Below are 14,832 nucleotides of genomic sequence, written 5' to 3'. Positions count from 1 at the left end.
CGGAGTGATGCGCATTGGCACCACAATTCCGACTTGCCGCCGAGTGGGCACGCCAGGGCGCCGTCCTTATGGCCTGGCCCCATTCCGACTCGGACTGGGCTTCCAGGATGGAAGAGGCAGAGCCCGTTTTTCGGGGCATCGCATTGGCTGTTCTGGCGGATGAAGACGTCATAATCTGCTGCAGGAATCCTTCTCAGGGTTCTGAAATAAAACGATTCCTGACACTTGAATCCGCCAGCCGGGGTGGCACGGGCACTGTTCATATCGTAGCGGTGCCCACCAACGACACCTGGGCAAGGGATTTCGGCCCCCTCACCCTCACCGATGGAACCCACCACCGGCTCGTGGATGCCCGCTTCAATGCCTGGGGCGCCAAGTTCGACAGCGCCCTGGACGATCAGGTCAACGGGCACCTGCACAGCGGCGGGCTCTTCGGAAAACTACCCCTCAATCCCATGAACCTGATAGTTGAAGGCGGTGCCCTGGAAACCGATGGCTGCGGCACCCTCCTGGCCACCCGGCACTGCCTGCTCAACCCGAACCGCAACGGCGATGTGAGCACCGAGTGGATGGAGACACAGTTGCGGGCCCACCTCGGTCTGGACCGTTTCCTCTGGCTGGATCATGGGGCGCTTGAAGGCGACGATACCGATGGCCATATCGATACCCTGGCCCGCTTCTGCAGCGACGACCATATTGTCTACCAGGGCTGTGACCAACCGGCGGACAGCCATTACTCCGAACTGCAGGCCATGGCCCGGGAACTGGCCGGGCTGGAACGTCGCGACGGCACGCCCTACCGGCTCACGGAACTGCCCTGGCCCGACCCGCTTTACACGCCGGACGGGCGCCGGTTACCGGCCACCTATGCGAATTTCCTGATCACCAACCACGCGGTGCTCGTACCTGTCTACGGGGTTCCCCAGGATGACGAGGCGTGCGAGACGCTCGACGCCTGTTACCCCGGCCGTCGGGTAACGCCGATCCAGTGCCGCCCATTGCTGGCACAGGGGGGTAGCCTTCACTGTCTTACCATGCAGTTGCCACCGGGAGTTGGTCTTCATGAATAGCAGAAACGCGATTCCCTGCGCCGCAATACAGCAGCAGTGCGGTGCCGACCGCGAGGCGAACCTGGCCGCCACGGCGGAACTCATCGAGCAGGCCGCCGGTCGTGGCGCGCGGCTCGTTGTGCTCCAGGAGCTCCATGGGACCCCCTATTTCTGCCAGACCGAGGATGTGGCTGTTTTTGACCTGGCAGAGCCGGTTCCGGGCCCGACCACCAGCCTTCTGGGGGAATTGGCCGCCCAGCACGATATCGTGATTGTGGGCTCCGTTTTCGAACGGCGTCTCAGCGGCGTCTACCACAACACCGCGGTTGTGCTGGATTCCGATGGCAGCCTTGCCGGCCGTTACCGCAAGATGCACATTCCCGATGACCCTGGCTTCTACGAGAAATTCTACTTTACGCCGGGCGACGGCTCCCCGGAGTCGTTCCGACCGATCGAGACCAGCGTCGGCCACCTGGGCGTTCTGGTGTGCTGGGATCAGTGGTACCCGGAGGCGGCCCGCCTGATGGCACTGGCCGGCGCCGAGGTTCTGATCTACCCCACGGCCATCGGCTGGGACCCGAACGATGACGCCGGTGAGCAGGCACGCCAGCTTGATGCCTGGGTCACCGTCCAGCGCAGCCATGCCATTGCCAACAACCTGCCGGTGATCGCCGCCAATCGCCACGGTCACGAGGATGCCCCCTCCGGCGACGGTCCGGGGATCGATTTCTGGGGCCACAGCTTCATCTGCGGCCCACAGGGGGAATTCCTCGCCCGGGCAGATGGCCAGGGGGACCAGGTGCTGCTGGCAACCATCGACCCTGCTCGCACCGAGAGCGTCCGGCGTATCTGGCCCTACCTGCGCGACCGGCGCGTTGATGCCTACAGTGAACTGACCAGAAGGGTGCGAGACTGATGTCCATGTCGGAACAGATTCAGCAGGCGGTATCCGTGCTCAACGGCATACTGCTGGGCAAGAACAACCAGGTGCGCCTCGCCATGTGCAGCGTCCTGGCCCGGGGCCACCTCCTGATCGAGGATATTCCCGGCATGGGCAAGACCACCCTCTCCCATGCGCTGGCGGCCACCCTGGGCCTGAGTTACAACCGTATCCAGTTCACCAGTGACCTGCTGCCGGCGGACCTTCTGGGCTTCTCGCTCTACGACAAGGAAGCCGGCGCCCTGATCTTCCACCGGGGCCCTATCTTTGCGCAGGTCATCCTCGCTGACGAGATTAACCGCGCTTCCCCGCGAACCCAGAGCGCGCTACTCGAGGCCATGGAGGAACACCAGGTCTCGATTGAGGGGGAGACGCGCCCCCTGCCCGAACCCTTCTTTGTGATCGCCACCCAGAACCCACTGGACCAGGGCGGCACCTTTCCGCTGCCGGAAAGCCAGCTGGACCGCTTCCTGATGCGCCTGCAGCTGGGCTACCCGGACCGGCGCGCGGAACGGGAGCTGCTCATGGGCCGGGACCGGCGCGAGCTGACAGCGGCGCTGGAGCCCATACTGGACCCCGACACGCTCGGCCAGCTGCAGACGGCGGTGAATGAGGTCGCCACCTCCGATGCCCTGCTCGACTACATCCAGCGCATCCTCGCCTACAGCCGCGAGATTCCCGGTGTGCTCTACGGGCTGTCGCCCCGTGCCGGGCTCGGGCTCCTGCGCGCCTCCAGGGCCTGGGCTCTGATGGAGGGACGGGACCATGTGCTGCCGGAAGACCTGCAGGCGATCCTGCCGAGTGTCGTCGAACACCGGCTGGTGGACAGCCACCACAACCGCCAGGAGCTTCTCTCGCAGCGGATTCTGCGGGAAGTCCCCGTTATCGAGTAGCGCCGCCGGGGGCGTGGCGTTACCATAGTGCGCAGTTTCCATTTCCCACGTTTCAACAGAGGGGCACCATGAGCCAGACCAACCATCACGGCCTGATCATCCTCGGTTCCGGTCCTGCCGGATATACCGCCGCCGTCTACGCCGCACGCGCCAACCTCCAACCGACGCTTATCACCGGCATCGAAGTGGGCGGTCAGCTGACCACCACCACCGATGTGGAGAACTGGCCCGGCGACATCGAGGGACTCCAGGGGCCGGACCTGATGGAACGCATGAAGGACCACGCCCAGCGATTCAATACGGAGCTGGTCTACGACCACATCAATGGCGCCGACCTGAGCCAGCGCCCCTATACCCTCACTGGAGATTCCGGCACCTACACCTGCGACGCCCTGATCATCTGCACGGGCGCCAGCGCCATGTACCTGGGCCTGGAGTCCGAAGAGAAGTTCATGGGCCAGGGCGTGAGCGCCTGCGCCACCTGTGACGGCTTCTTCTACCGGGGCCAGGATGTGGCCGTGATCGGTGGCGGCAATACCGCCGTCGAAGAAGCGCTTTACCTGTCGAACATCGCCAACAGCGTGACCCTGGTCCACCGCCGCGACCAACTGCGCGCCGAGAAGATCCTGCAGGACAAGCTCTTCGCCAAAGACAACATCGAGATCATCTGGGATCACACCCTGGATGAGGTCCTCGGTGACGGCACCGGTGTGACCGGCGCGCGCCTGCGCAGCAAGAACACCGACGAGACCCGGGACCTGACCGTTGCCGGGGTATTCATCGCCATCGGCCACAAACCCAATACCGACCTCTTCGAGGGGCAGCTGGATATGAACAACGGCTACATCATCATCCGCAGCGGCCTGGAGGGCATGGCCACGGAAACCAGCGTGCCGGGCGTGTTCGCCGCCGGGGACGTGGCCGACCACGTTTACCGGCAGGCGGTCACCTCGGCCGGTTTCGGGTGCATGGCGGCGCTTGACGCCGAAAAGTACCTGGACGGTCTTGCCTGACGCTGCCCCATGACCGCACTCCCCTGGCTGGACACCACCTCCCACTGGTTTCCGGATCCGGAAACCGCGCTGGATGATCCGGACGGCCTGCTCGCCATTGGCGGCGACCTGCATCCGGATCGCATCCTTCGGGCCTACAGCGAGGGGATCTTCCCCTGGTTCTCCGACGACCAGCCCATCCTCTGGTGGTCCCCCAACCCACGCTGTGTCCTCTTTCCATCCCGGGTGCATATTTCCCGCAGCCTGCGCCGCAAGCTCAACCAGAAGCGGCTGCGGATATCCGTGGACTGCGCCTTCCGGGAAGTGATCCATGCCTGTGGCGCCCTGCGCGCCGAAGGTACCTGGATCACCCAGGACATGGAGAAGGCCTACTGCCACCTCCATGAGCTTGGACATGCCCACTCCTTCGAGGCCTGGACGCCGGAAGGGCAGCTCGTGGGCGGCCTATATGGGGTCGCCATCGGCAAGACGTTCTTTGGCGAGTCCATGTTCAGCCTGGAACGGGACGCCTCCAAGGTGGTGTTCGTGCACGTGGCCCGCCAGCTTGAACGCTGGGGCTACCGCCTGATGGACTGTCAGGTGGAAAACACCCATCTTCTGAGCATGGGCGCCGAACGCATTCCACGCAGCGACTTTTTGTCTATAATCAGGGAAAGTGTTCGATGCCAGCCTGGTCACGAGTGGCGCATGGACTGGCACTGGGGCGCGGAGGCGGACCCATGAGCAGTCTCAAGACCCTGATTTTCTTTGCCACGCCAGAGCACCCCTGCAGCTATCTGGAGGGCCGCCAGGCCACGACCATGTTCGTCGATCCCCGCGCACGCGTGGACAAATCCCTCTACTCCCAGCTTACCGAACTCGGTTTCCGCCGCAGCGGCTCCCATTACTACCGCCCACATTGCCGCGGCTGCAATGCCTGCATCCCGGTTCGCATCCCCGTGGAGCGCTTCCAGCCGGATCGCTCCCAGCGGCGCATCCGCAAGGCAAACCAGGATCTGGACCTGACCACCACCCCGGTGCGTTTCGACGAGGAGATCTACAACCTCTACGAGCGCTACATCAATGAGCGCCACCACGACGGAGATATGTACCCGGCAAGCAGGGAACAGTTCACGTCCTTCCTGATCGAGGGCTCCATTGATGGCTTTTTCCTCGAGATGCGCAGGGAGGGTCATCTGATCGGCGTCGCGGTGGTGGACGTGCTGGATAATGGCCTGTCGGCGATCTATACCATTTTTGAGCCGGGCGAGGAAAAACGCAGCCTCGGCACCTACGCCATCCTCTGGCAGGTGGAGGAAGCCTGTCGCCGCGGCCTGCCCCACCTGTATCTGGGCTACTGGATCCGCCAGTGCCGGAAGATGAACTACAAGACCCGTTTCCGTCCTCTCCAACAGCTTGTAAACGGACGCTGGGTCGACCTGGTTTCCTGAAACCGGTCACATTCCTGTCAATCTTTTTTGCCCGATCCGGGAACCCTTTCCCGTGGACTGTCGTGTTCAGGATAACGACGAATTGTTTGCCTTCTCCACGAATCGGGGTTTCGACATGCTGTATTCCTCAATGGAAGATATCGAACTCACGCGCACGCCCATGCATCTCCAGGATATCCTGGATAACGAACGCTTCCGCCCGGTCTACCAGCCCATCCATCGACTCAGCGATGAACAGCTTGTTGGCTTTGAGGCCCTGACCCGCTTCACCACATCTGCTGCCGGGAAGCCGGGGTACTGGTTCAACCAGGCGGCGCTGGCCGGTCTCACGGAAACCCTGGAACACGCGGTACTCGAGCGCGCACTCAGGGATACCCAGAAGCTAACCGGTAACCGGTACATGTCCCTGAATATATCGCCATCAACGATTCTTGACGGGACTGTGACGGAAATACTCTCGAACTACCCGCTTGAAAAGCTGGTGCTCGAGATCACCGAGCATGAGGCCATCCAGAACTACAGGCCGCTGCTGCAAATACTGGCCCCCCTGCGCGAGGCCGGATTGCGCATCGCCATCGATGACGCGGGCTCGGGGTATGCAAGCTTCCGCCATGTGCTGGAATTCCAGCCCGAGATCATCAAGCTCGATCAGTCCCTGGCCCGTGACATTGACGCCAACGCCAACAGCCAGGCACTGATCAGGGCCATGACCGGTTTCGCCGTTGAAACAGGCTGTCAGTTACTGGCGGAAGGCGTCGAAACCCGGGGCGAGGCGCAGATGCTGAGGCATCTTGGCATCGATGCGGTTCAGGGCTATTACTTTGGCGCACCCGAGCCTCTTGGGCGCCATGCTGAAGGCTGGCGGCAGGAGGTGCGCGTTACAGGCGATAGCGAAGGCTGAGCTGGAATCGGCGACTGCCGTAGTCGAAACGCTCGAGTGAGCTGTCATTCCGGGTGTAGATGGCTTCACCCTTTAACCGCACCGCTGCCCCCAACGCCCAATCGGCGGTGAATCCCAGCTCGTACCGGTGATCCCACCGATGCCCCGAGGCCGTGGAGCCGAGCCTGAAATCATCCGGGTAATTGCTGTAGCGGTAACCAATCTCCCCGCCCAGCGAAAGCTGGCTGAACCCCTGGTACGCCAGCTCCGAGAACAGACCGTGACGCCGCGGGGAGTGGCTGATGAAGATCCTGTCCGTCTCGAGATCCTTGCGCTCATTGAGTTCCGCACGGTAGCGCAGACTGCCTTCCCAGTTGTTACGCCGCTGCTTATAGGAGGCGGTGGCGCGGTAGCGCTCGCCCTCACGCGAGCTGAATCCCGTATAGGGCGTAATGTGGGTGCCTTCCAGGTTCAGGGTGCAGCGGTCGGAAGCCGTGGTCAGGCAGTTGTTGAGGCGGTAGTCCATTTCCAGCGTACTCTGCCACTGCCTGGATTCCCCGCCGAAACGCAGATACGCCTGCTTCAGGCCAATCCGGGTCTGTCGTTCCCCGCTCTGATTGACCCACGCAAGCCCCAGGCGGCCGAAATCCGCGCTGTAGTCGGACTCTGAATGGTAATGGCGACGGTAGGCTGCGGCGGAAACCTCAAGCGCAGAAAGCTCTCCCCTGAGGGCAAGGAGTGCGTCGCTGAAGCTGTCGGAAAGCTGGGACGGGCCGGTATCGGGAAGTCGGGAGATATTGTCCTCGTGCCCCGCCGAGAGGGACACAACCCCTTGCAGGGGGGGCGCCGGCTTCTCCGGGGCCTTCTTCTCTTCCCGAGTGTCGAGCCGTGAGTGGGCCAACCGCCTGAGTGCGTCCCTCTCCGCCTCCTCGGCAACCTGCCGGAAATAGGCCCTGGCCTTGGACTCCCGGCTGTCCGCCCTGGCCACAAGCCCGAGGTTGTAAAGCGCCAGATCCCGCTGGGAAGTGTCCAGGAGCCGTCCAAAATGGGCTTCAGCACGCTGGTACTCGCCCAGCTTGTAATACACAACGCCCAGGTTGTAATGAAGGGCCGTTGTATCCACCCCTCCTTCCCAAGCCGCTTCGAGCAGTGCACGGGAACGCTTCAGTTCGCCCGCCTGGAACGCCTCAACGCCGGCCCGGAACCGCTCCTGCGGACTCAACCGATCAGCCTCTGACGCGACAACCGATGCCGAGGCCAGCAGCCCCAGCATAAGGAAAAATCCAAGCAGGCGTGACAAAGCTTCCCCTGATCATTGCGTGTTCAAGCGTTCAGTACGATAGACTGAGTGTAGCACGCACAGGGAAAGCGGGATCGAGCTGTAAGGGTTCCGTAACGCGGGTACTCAGCGATCCAGGGTCTCCTCAAGCTGATCCGTTGTTTCGTCAGTTGTATCCTCGAGTTCGTCCGCCGAGTCCTCAACGCCGTCCTCAAGGTCATCGGTGGTATCGCCCAGGAGGTCCTCGCTGTCATCAATGGCGTCATCAATCGGAACCGAGATATCCCCTTCCTCATCGATGAACCCTTCTTCGACGTCACCCACCTCTTCGGCCAGTTCATCGTCACTACCGGTAATCACGTCCTCGGAGAAATCCTCCTGCAGGCCCTCGGTTTCATCCCTGACCCCTGCTTCCAGCTCATCCAGGTTATCGGCTTCATCCAAACCCGCTTCGGAATCCATACCAACCGGCGCAGTCAGCTCGATCTCCCGCATCATCTCGCCGGAGAGCTCATCCTCATCAGTCACCATCTGCATGGTGACGTCATCCATTTCCTCGTCGGACTGTGCCAGTGCCGGTAAACCAATCATCATAAGGCCGATGGCCAGCGGCAGCCTGATGCATGTGCTCCGAATTCGCTCCCGATACCTCATAAGGCCGGCTCCTGACTCTCGTTGGCAAGTTCAGGCAATGGCGCCACAAAGGTTCGCCGTTTGGAGCCCTTGCCCAGATGCGCGACAATTTCGCCACCCTCGGGATACGCAATCCGCAGTGGCAGTGCAATGACGTTCTTGCCCGGTTCCATATCCACCTGCCAGGTCAGCTTCCGGTGTCCCGGGAACCGTGTGACTTCCACGTGGGGCGGCAGTTCGATGGTCAGGCTGACATCGTCGAGGCGGGCCTTGGTGTCGAACGCCAGCTTGACGGTCTCTTCCCGATTCCAGACCGGCTCCGCCTCCACGGTTTCCACCCTTTCAGGCGACGGCACCGACTTCTCGCTCCCCTGCATCCCGGTGCCAACGAAGATCCCGGCTACAAGGGCGGCGGCCACGGCTCCGCCAATGATGGAGCGCTGTTTCCAGGCACCGTTTGTCGCGCCGGCCCCGGCCCTGTTCCTGCCTGTCGCTGCCGCCAGCACGCGGGACTCAAAATCCGCGGATGGATCCGGTATGTCCGATTCCTCCTGCACGGCCTGCTGAACGCGCTCTTCCCAGCGCAGGCGGCGCGCACAGTCCGGGCAGTCGCGTACATGGGCCTCAACGGCCTCGCGCTCCTGCTCGTCCAGTGCCTCGCCAGCAGCGTAGGCAATCAGTTGGTCTCGGATATTCATACACGTCATAGTCGTCAACCCCTCAGTCCTTGAGACGTAAGTCATCAAGAAAAGGTTCCAGCTCTTCGCCAAGTTCCGCCCTTAATTTTCGACGGCAGCGATGCAGCCTGGATTTTATCGTGCCCACGGCCGTATCCAGAACCTGGGCAATGTCCTCCTGGCGCCAGCCATCCACGTCATGCAGCAGGAGCAGTGTACGCTCATCCGGTGCCAGTCCGTTCAGAGCGGATGCCACCGCCTGCCTGAGCCGGTCGCCGCTCATGGCGGACTCCGGGTTATCGTGGGAGCGGAGCAGGGAATCGAAAAAGTCCTGGGCGTATTCCTCGGAGACCACGTCGGAGGCCACACGCTCGGCGTGCCAGGCCCGCTTGCGGGTCTGGTCGATGAACTGGCGGTACAGCACCTGCTTGAGCCAGGGGCCCCGGTGGTCGACGGCAAGCACCTCGTCCGCCTTGGGATAAAGCCGGGTAAGCACTTCCTGGACCAGGTCCTCGGCGTCTTCCTGCCTGCCGGTCAACCGATAGGCAAAACGGTACAGGGTGGTCAGGTGGGGTTTTACAGCCTCCTCGAACTGCATCTCCCGTGACGGTTTCCTGAACGGAATAATGGCCACTACAACAACCCTGAAAGCTTGGTCACTCGCACGACAACCCTTATTCGCGGGGGACGGAAAATACCTGATTAAGGATAGCCTATTACCGCGTGGCCATGAAAATACTGCTCCGGCGATTTATTTTGTGATGTACATCGCACATTGTAACGCTCGACTCACTTCCGGAAACCTTCCGTAACTTTTTTTGGAACCCTTTTTTCCCTCCTCCCGTTTCAGTCCCCGACTCACGAACCAGCAGCATCGCTGCCCGTTCAACGCGACAAGACAACAAAAGGTAGTTGAGTTATGCGTACTTACAACAAAACGCTTATCGGCGTTGCCCTGACGACCCTGGGGCTTGCCGGTTGCCTGGAGAGCGGCGGCCCGGCAGGCAACGCCAATACCCAACCGGACATCGAGACCTCGGGACCTACCGCCATTGAAGAGGGCCCGCATCCGGTGTTCAAACCCCTGGATTCGCAGTTCCCCCTGCCCAGTGACGCGCTGCTCTTCCTCAGTGAAGAGGAGGACGGGACGATGCTCAACGGGAATTTCGTGGACCCGGAATCACCGGACTACAACCCGGTAACCGCGGGCATCGGGTACCTGGACGGCAACTCCGTACTGGAACCCTTTGATATCCGCATCAGCGACAGTATTGATCCGGAGACCCTGGACGCCCGGGATTTCATTGAACGCGATGACGAAGTGATTCCCAATCCGGAACAGAGCGTATTCCTGATTCCCTTGACCCAGCCCAGCGGTGACAGCCGCTTCCCGCTCGAAGACGAGGTGGCCGGCATTTCCCGCATGGACCGGTATGAGCGCGCCCAGCGTCTTCTGGACAGCGACGACGAGGCGGACCGTACCGAAGCCAACGAGCTCCTTCAGGGGCTGGTAGCCGAGAATCAACGTATCCGGGTGGAAGTCATCAGCCTGGATGGCGGCACGGACAACACCATCCGGATTCTGCCCCTGGAGCCACTGCGGCCCAACACCAAGTATGCAGTGGCTATTACCAATGACATCAACACCCAATCCGGCAAGGCCCTGGTCGGTGCGCCTAGCTACCAGACGGTCGCTGACCCCGAGCGTACCCTCTCCAACCCGGCCCTCCAGCCTTTCCGGGATGCCACGGTGCCTGCGCGCCGGATCGCCGCACGCTATTTTGACCTCAAGCGCAGTGCGATTAGCGATGACGCGTCAATTCCTGATTTCGAGGACGTGACTTTCTCAACCACCTTCACCACTACGGGTGTGGATGACGTTCTTCTTGCCAACGCGGCGCCCCAGACCCACTTTGAGGAACGCGTGCGTACCAGTGAGCGCAAGCAAGCGCTGGAGAAGCTCCTGGATGGCACCTACAACCTCAGCGGCGTGCCCCTGGACGACGGTGCAAGCGACCGCGACAAGGCCATCAACCAGAAGCTGTTCGAGCTGCTCTCGCAGGAAAGCGATAGCGCCGATCCACTCCTGTTCCACGAGGAGGACGTGCCGCTTTTCGATCCGGCACTGGCACAGCTCCTGATCGAGGCGCGGGATAACCGCCAGAAGGTGACCTACCAGGATATTGCCCTTGATACGGACGGCTCCCTGGCCCCGGATACAGCCCTGATCGCCCAGGCTGCGGCCGTGCGGGCGGTTGATCTGGTACGCGCCACGGCCATTTCGGACAAGGCCACCAGCCTGGCCGAGGCCGCTGAGCAGCAACTGGATACTCCCAAACCCCGGGATGTGCGGTTCTTCAGCCAGAAGCTTGGACGCGAGATCAATCCCTCCCTTGGTCAGAGTGGGGAGGTTCTCCTTGGTGTCGAGGCTGATGTAGACATCCGGGTGTACGAGGGCGAAATTACGCTGCCCTATTACGGTGGCATACCGGCGGATGAATCCGACGGCAGCACCATCCAGAACAGCAACTGGACGGCCGCCGACTTTGGTTCGGATGTGGACCTTCCCCTGGCACCGACGGACCGCGTGACCAGCGAATTCCCCTTTGTCCGCAAGACCGGTGAAACCAAGGTGCCCCTGGTCGTCACGGCCCCAGACACCAGCGCCGCCTTTGAAACGGCAGCAGGGACCGACAACACCACGGAATTCCCGGTCATCATCTATCAACACGCCGCCACGACCGACCGCTCCGCGATCCTGCCCATGGCCACGGCCACCGGCCTGCTGTGTGCCCAGGATGCCTCTGAATGCTTTGTCACCGTCGGCATCGACATGCCTCTGCACGGGATCTTCGATGAAGGCGTGGCCAGTGCGCGGGATGAGGAGAATGGCGTCCCGGGCATGATCAACATCAACGAACAGGAAGGCGCTTCCGGGGACGCTATTGAGCGGCATTTCGGTTTCGCGGCCAAGGCCACCGGCGAGCCGGCGGTGCCCGCGGGGCAGCTGGAAAACCCGGAGTCGGGCACCACCTACCTGAACTTTGCCAACTTCCCGAACACTGCGGGCAACATGCACCAGGTGACCATGGACCTGCTGAATGTGAGCAGCTCCATTCCCGCGATCAAGCAGGCGATCACGGACTGTGTCAATGAGGGGCGTTGTGCCGGGCAGCAGGAAAGTGACGATTTCAATATCGATCCGGAGCGCATTTACTTCCTGACGCACTCGATCTCAGGTTCCGGCGCCGTCGGTTTCCCCCATATCAACAACGAAGCGCTGGCTGCCGGCAACGATAATCTCTCCGGCATTGACGGCTCAGCCTTCCTGAATACCGGGGGCCACTTCACGCGGCTGCTGGAGAATTCACCCTCCCAGGGTCCGACTCTGCTCCAGGGCCTAGACGAGCAATCCGATGGCCTGCTCGCCCAGGGTAATACCGAGCTGAACATCTACTTCAACGTCTTCCAGAGCCTGATCGACTCCGTGGACCCGTCTGCCTACGCCGGCTTCTACGAAGGCGATGATGTGTTGCTGACCGAGATCGTCGGTACCCCGGGCAATGAGGACCTCATGCGGGACCAGACCGTGCCGAACGCAGCCGATGCGAACGTGCATGACATTGGCGAAGACTTTGATCTCGGCCCACTCGAGCTCGTAACCGAGGACACCGGATTCCAGGTCGACAGCGAGCCAGCACCACTGGCCGGCACGGAGCCGCTTGCCAATGCCATAGGCGCTGAATCAACACCGCTGGCCGGCAGCGTTCCCGTCATTACCCGCTTCCTCGAAGGCGCCCACGGCAACCCGGTTTCCGCCGGTCAGGAGGAGGCCGAAGCAGGCAGCTCCACGCCGGTCTTCAACGAAATGGCCCTGCAGACGATGGAGCTGTTCAGCAACGGCACCGTCAACACCAACAGCTGCGTGGTGAAGGACACCGGTGATGACTGCTCAGAACCTTCGAGTGACGGTTCCGGTGGCGATGGCGGCACTGACGGCGGTGACGACGGCGGTCTGATCGACTTCCTCTAGCTCCCCTTGAGCAACCTGATTCGAGTCGGTGTGGCCACAAAAAGGGCCACGCCCCGACCCAACTGTATCCGGAGTAAGCCCAATGACAGTCAACAACAAGACAACCAGAGCTACCACAACCCTGGCCCTCGCCCTGGCAGGCGCCGTTTCCACGCCCACGCAGGCGACAACGGAGTTCAACCTTGTGGGCATTGAATTCAGTTCGGACAACCAGCTGCGGGCCGGCGTCGGTATGCGGGCCAGCGAGCAGGAAAAGGATTTCATTGCCCAGGGCAACCTGGGCCCGGAGTTCGCTTTCAGCAACACCGGCTCATCCACCAATAACGGCGATGACGGTAACCTGAATTTCGAGCAGGGGGACTTCTTCTCCCAGTCGCTGAGCGCGCGCACGGAGCTTTCGGCGGAATACAATACAAACAGTCCGACCTTTACGACGTTCGGTGGCGAGTTCAAGTACCGCTATTCCCACGACTTCAAGCTGCGCGAAGACGACTTCGCCACGGACCCCGTCGGGCAGAAGCGCCACCTCACCGACGAGGGATACGACAACGCCTCCTCCGGCCAGATACTCGATGCCTACGTCTACAGCGACATGTGGCTCGGCAACGTGCCGGTGAGCGTCCGCTACGGGAAGCAGGTGGTGAACTGGGGGGAAAGCACCTTCATCCTCGGTGGCATCAACCAGACCAACCCCATTGACGTCGCCGCGTTCCGCAAGCCTGGCGCCGAGGTCAAGGATGTGCTGCTGCCGGCGGAAATGCTGTTTGTCTCAGCGGGTGTTACCAATAACCTGACCGTGGAGGGCTACTTCCAGACCAAATGGGAGCCCTTTGAGATCGAGGACTGCGGAACCTTCTTCTCCACAGTGGATGTGGTTTCCGACGGATGTGGCCCGCTGCTGTTGGCCGGTCAGGCGCCGGACTCGCAGGCCCTGGAGGATGGACTTTTCGCAGCCCGGGAAGCCGACCAGGAGCCGGATGATACCGGCCAGTTCGGCCTCTCGGCTCGGTACTTCCTGCCGGACTCGGGGATTGAGCTGGGTGCGTACTATCTGCGGCACCACAGCCGTCTGCCGCTGCTCAACGTTCGTGCCAACAATCCGGAAGCCGGCAACACCACGGCCAATGTTGACTACGACCCCAACAAGGACAGCACCCGTTTCCCGAACTACTTCGTGGAGTACCCGGAAGACCTGGAAATCATGGGGCTGAGCCTGAACACCACCATTCCCACGGGGACCTCCGTGGGCGCCGAATACAGCTTCCAGCCAGACAAACCCGTCCAACGGAACAGCACGGACGTGATCTTTGCGGGTCTGCAACGACGCGGCCCCAACGGCGAGATCCTGAGCAAGACGGAACAGGCCCGCCGGGAAGCCAATCCCGATAAGAACTTTGCGGGTGAAGTCATTCAGGGTTACGACCGTTTCGACATCTCCCAGCTCCAGAGCACCTTCATTCACTTCTTCGACCGGGTCATGGGCACGGACCGCTTCATTGTTGTGGGCGAGGTCGGCGGCACCTACGTGCACGGCCTGCCGGACAGCAGCGAGGAGCGTTTCGGGCGCAGCGCCACCTTTGGGGCCGGCCCACTGCCCGTTGACGGCGAAAACTTCACCGGTGACTTCTGCCGGGAAGGTCCTGACGGCGATCCGGGCGCCAATATCAATCCATCCAACTGCCGCAGTGACGGCTACGTGACGGACTTTTCCTGGGGCTATCGGGCGCTTTTCGCCTGGGACTATTCGAGTTTCTACATGGGCTGGAACTTTATGCCTTCGATATTCGTTTCCCATGACGTGAGCGGCTTCGCCCCCGGCCCCGCCGGCAACTTCACGGAAGGCAGCAAACAGGTCGGTCTGACTGCCGCCGCCAGTTACCAGAACCGCTGGAATGTGGAACTCAGCTACACCGAGTTCTTCGACGGCGAACCCTACAACGAGATGAAGGACCGGGATTTCCTGTCCGCCAACATTTCCTACTCATTCTGAAACCAACGCCAATAA

13 protein-coding genes are annotated in these 14,832 nt (G+C 61.7%); 9 read left to right on the top strand and 4 right to left on the bottom strand.

From position 1 onward, the window contains the following. The first annotated feature begins 14 nt into the window (after positions 1-14). The 7 genes from DES49_RS11725 to DES49_RS11695 all read left to right on the top strand — a co-directional run bounded on the left by DES49_RS11725 (position 15) and on the right by DES49_RS11695 (position 6,226). Positions 15-1,070 (top strand): agmatine deiminase family protein, encoded by a 1,056-nt coding sequence (locus DES49_RS11725; RefSeq protein WP_279591382.1) that lies wholly within the window; start codon positions 15-17, stop codon positions 1,068-1,070. Continuing rightward, positions 1,063-1,965 (top strand): carbon-nitrogen hydrolase, encoded by a 903-nt coding sequence (locus DES49_RS11720; protein WP_133736610.1) that lies wholly within the window; start codon positions 1,063-1,065, stop codon positions 1,963-1,965. The genes DES49_RS11725 and DES49_RS11720 overlap by 8 nt, the downstream gene beginning before the upstream one ends. 5 nt (positions 1,966-1,970) lie before the next feature. Then, entirely contained in the window at positions 1,971-2,882 is a 912-nt protein-coding gene (locus DES49_RS11715) for an AAA family ATPase (protein WP_133736609.1), read from the top strand. Positions 2,883-2,950: 68 nt separating this feature from the next. Next, positions 2,951-3,895, top strand: a complete 945-nt coding sequence (gene trxB, locus DES49_RS11710; protein WP_133736608.1) for a thioredoxin-disulfide reductase — start codon at positions 2,951-2,953, stop codon at positions 3,893-3,895. 9 nt (positions 3,896-3,904) lie between these two features. Further along, positions 3,905-4,618, top strand: a complete 714-nt coding sequence (gene aat / locus DES49_RS11705) for a leucyl/phenylalanyl-tRNA--protein transferase (protein ID WP_133736607.1) — start codon at positions 3,905-3,907, stop codon at positions 4,616-4,618. Next, positions 4,615-5,325, top strand: coding sequence for an arginyltransferase (locus DES49_RS11700; RefSeq protein WP_133736606.1), 711 nt, complete (start codon positions 4,615-4,617; stop codon positions 5,323-5,325). The genes aat and DES49_RS11700 overlap by 4 nt, the downstream gene beginning before the upstream one ends. Before the next feature lie 52 nt (positions 5,326-5,377). After that, a complete protein-coding gene (locus DES49_RS11695) occupies positions 5,378-6,226 on the top strand; it encodes an EAL domain-containing protein (protein ID WP_208297035.1) in 849 nt (282 codons plus the stop codon). Here DES49_RS11695 and DES49_RS11690 read toward each other — a convergent pair. The 4 genes from DES49_RS11690 to DES49_RS11675 form a co-directional block, all read right to left on the bottom strand. Beyond that, positions 6,204-7,505 carry a tetratricopeptide repeat protein gene (locus tag DES49_RS11690; RefSeq protein ID WP_133736604.1) on the bottom strand — a complete coding sequence of 434 codons (1,302 nt, stop codon included), beginning with the start codon at positions 7,503-7,505 and terminating at the stop codon, positions 6,204-6,206. The two genes, DES49_RS11695 and DES49_RS11690, sit on opposite strands and share 23 nt — an antisense overlap. Before the next feature lie 105 nt (positions 7,506-7,610). Further along, on the bottom strand, positions 7,611-8,078 hold the full coding sequence (locus DES49_RS11685) for a hypothetical protein (RefSeq protein WP_133736603.1): 468 nt from the start codon (positions 8,076-8,078) through the stop codon (positions 7,611-7,613). A gap of 56 nt (positions 8,079-8,134) precedes the next feature. Beyond that, positions 8,135-8,824, bottom strand: coding sequence for an anti-sigma factor family protein (locus DES49_RS11680; RefSeq protein ID WP_166646069.1), 690 nt, complete (start codon positions 8,822-8,824; stop codon positions 8,135-8,137). Positions 8,825-8,837: 13 nt separating this feature from the next. Continuing rightward, entirely contained in the window at positions 8,838-9,428 is a 591-nt protein-coding gene (locus DES49_RS11675) for an RNA polymerase sigma factor (protein ID WP_208297034.1), read from the bottom strand. A 285-nt stretch (positions 9,429-9,713) separates the two neighbouring features. Between DES49_RS11675 and DES49_RS11670 the strand changes: the two genes are divergently transcribed. Both DES49_RS11670 and DES49_RS11665 read left to right on the top strand, forming a co-directional pair. Then, on the top strand, positions 9,714-12,827 hold the full coding sequence (locus DES49_RS11670; protein WP_133736600.1) for a hypothetical protein: 3,114 nt from the start codon (positions 9,714-9,716) through the stop codon (positions 12,825-12,827). Between the two features lie 82 nt (positions 12,828-12,909). Continuing rightward, positions 12,910-14,817, top strand: a complete 1,908-nt coding sequence (locus DES49_RS11665) for a DUF1302 domain-containing protein (protein ID WP_133736599.1) — start codon at positions 12,910-12,912, stop codon at positions 14,815-14,817. Positions 14,818-14,832: the final 15 nt, after the last annotated feature.

It is taken from the genome of Halospina denitrificans, from assembly GCF_004364635.1.
GTDB lineage: Bacteria > Pseudomonadota > Gammaproteobacteria > Pseudomonadales > Oleiphilaceae > Halospina > Halospina denitrificans.
Note: the sequence above shows the minus strand (reverse complement) of the source record. Positions and strands in the feature narration are given on the sequence as shown.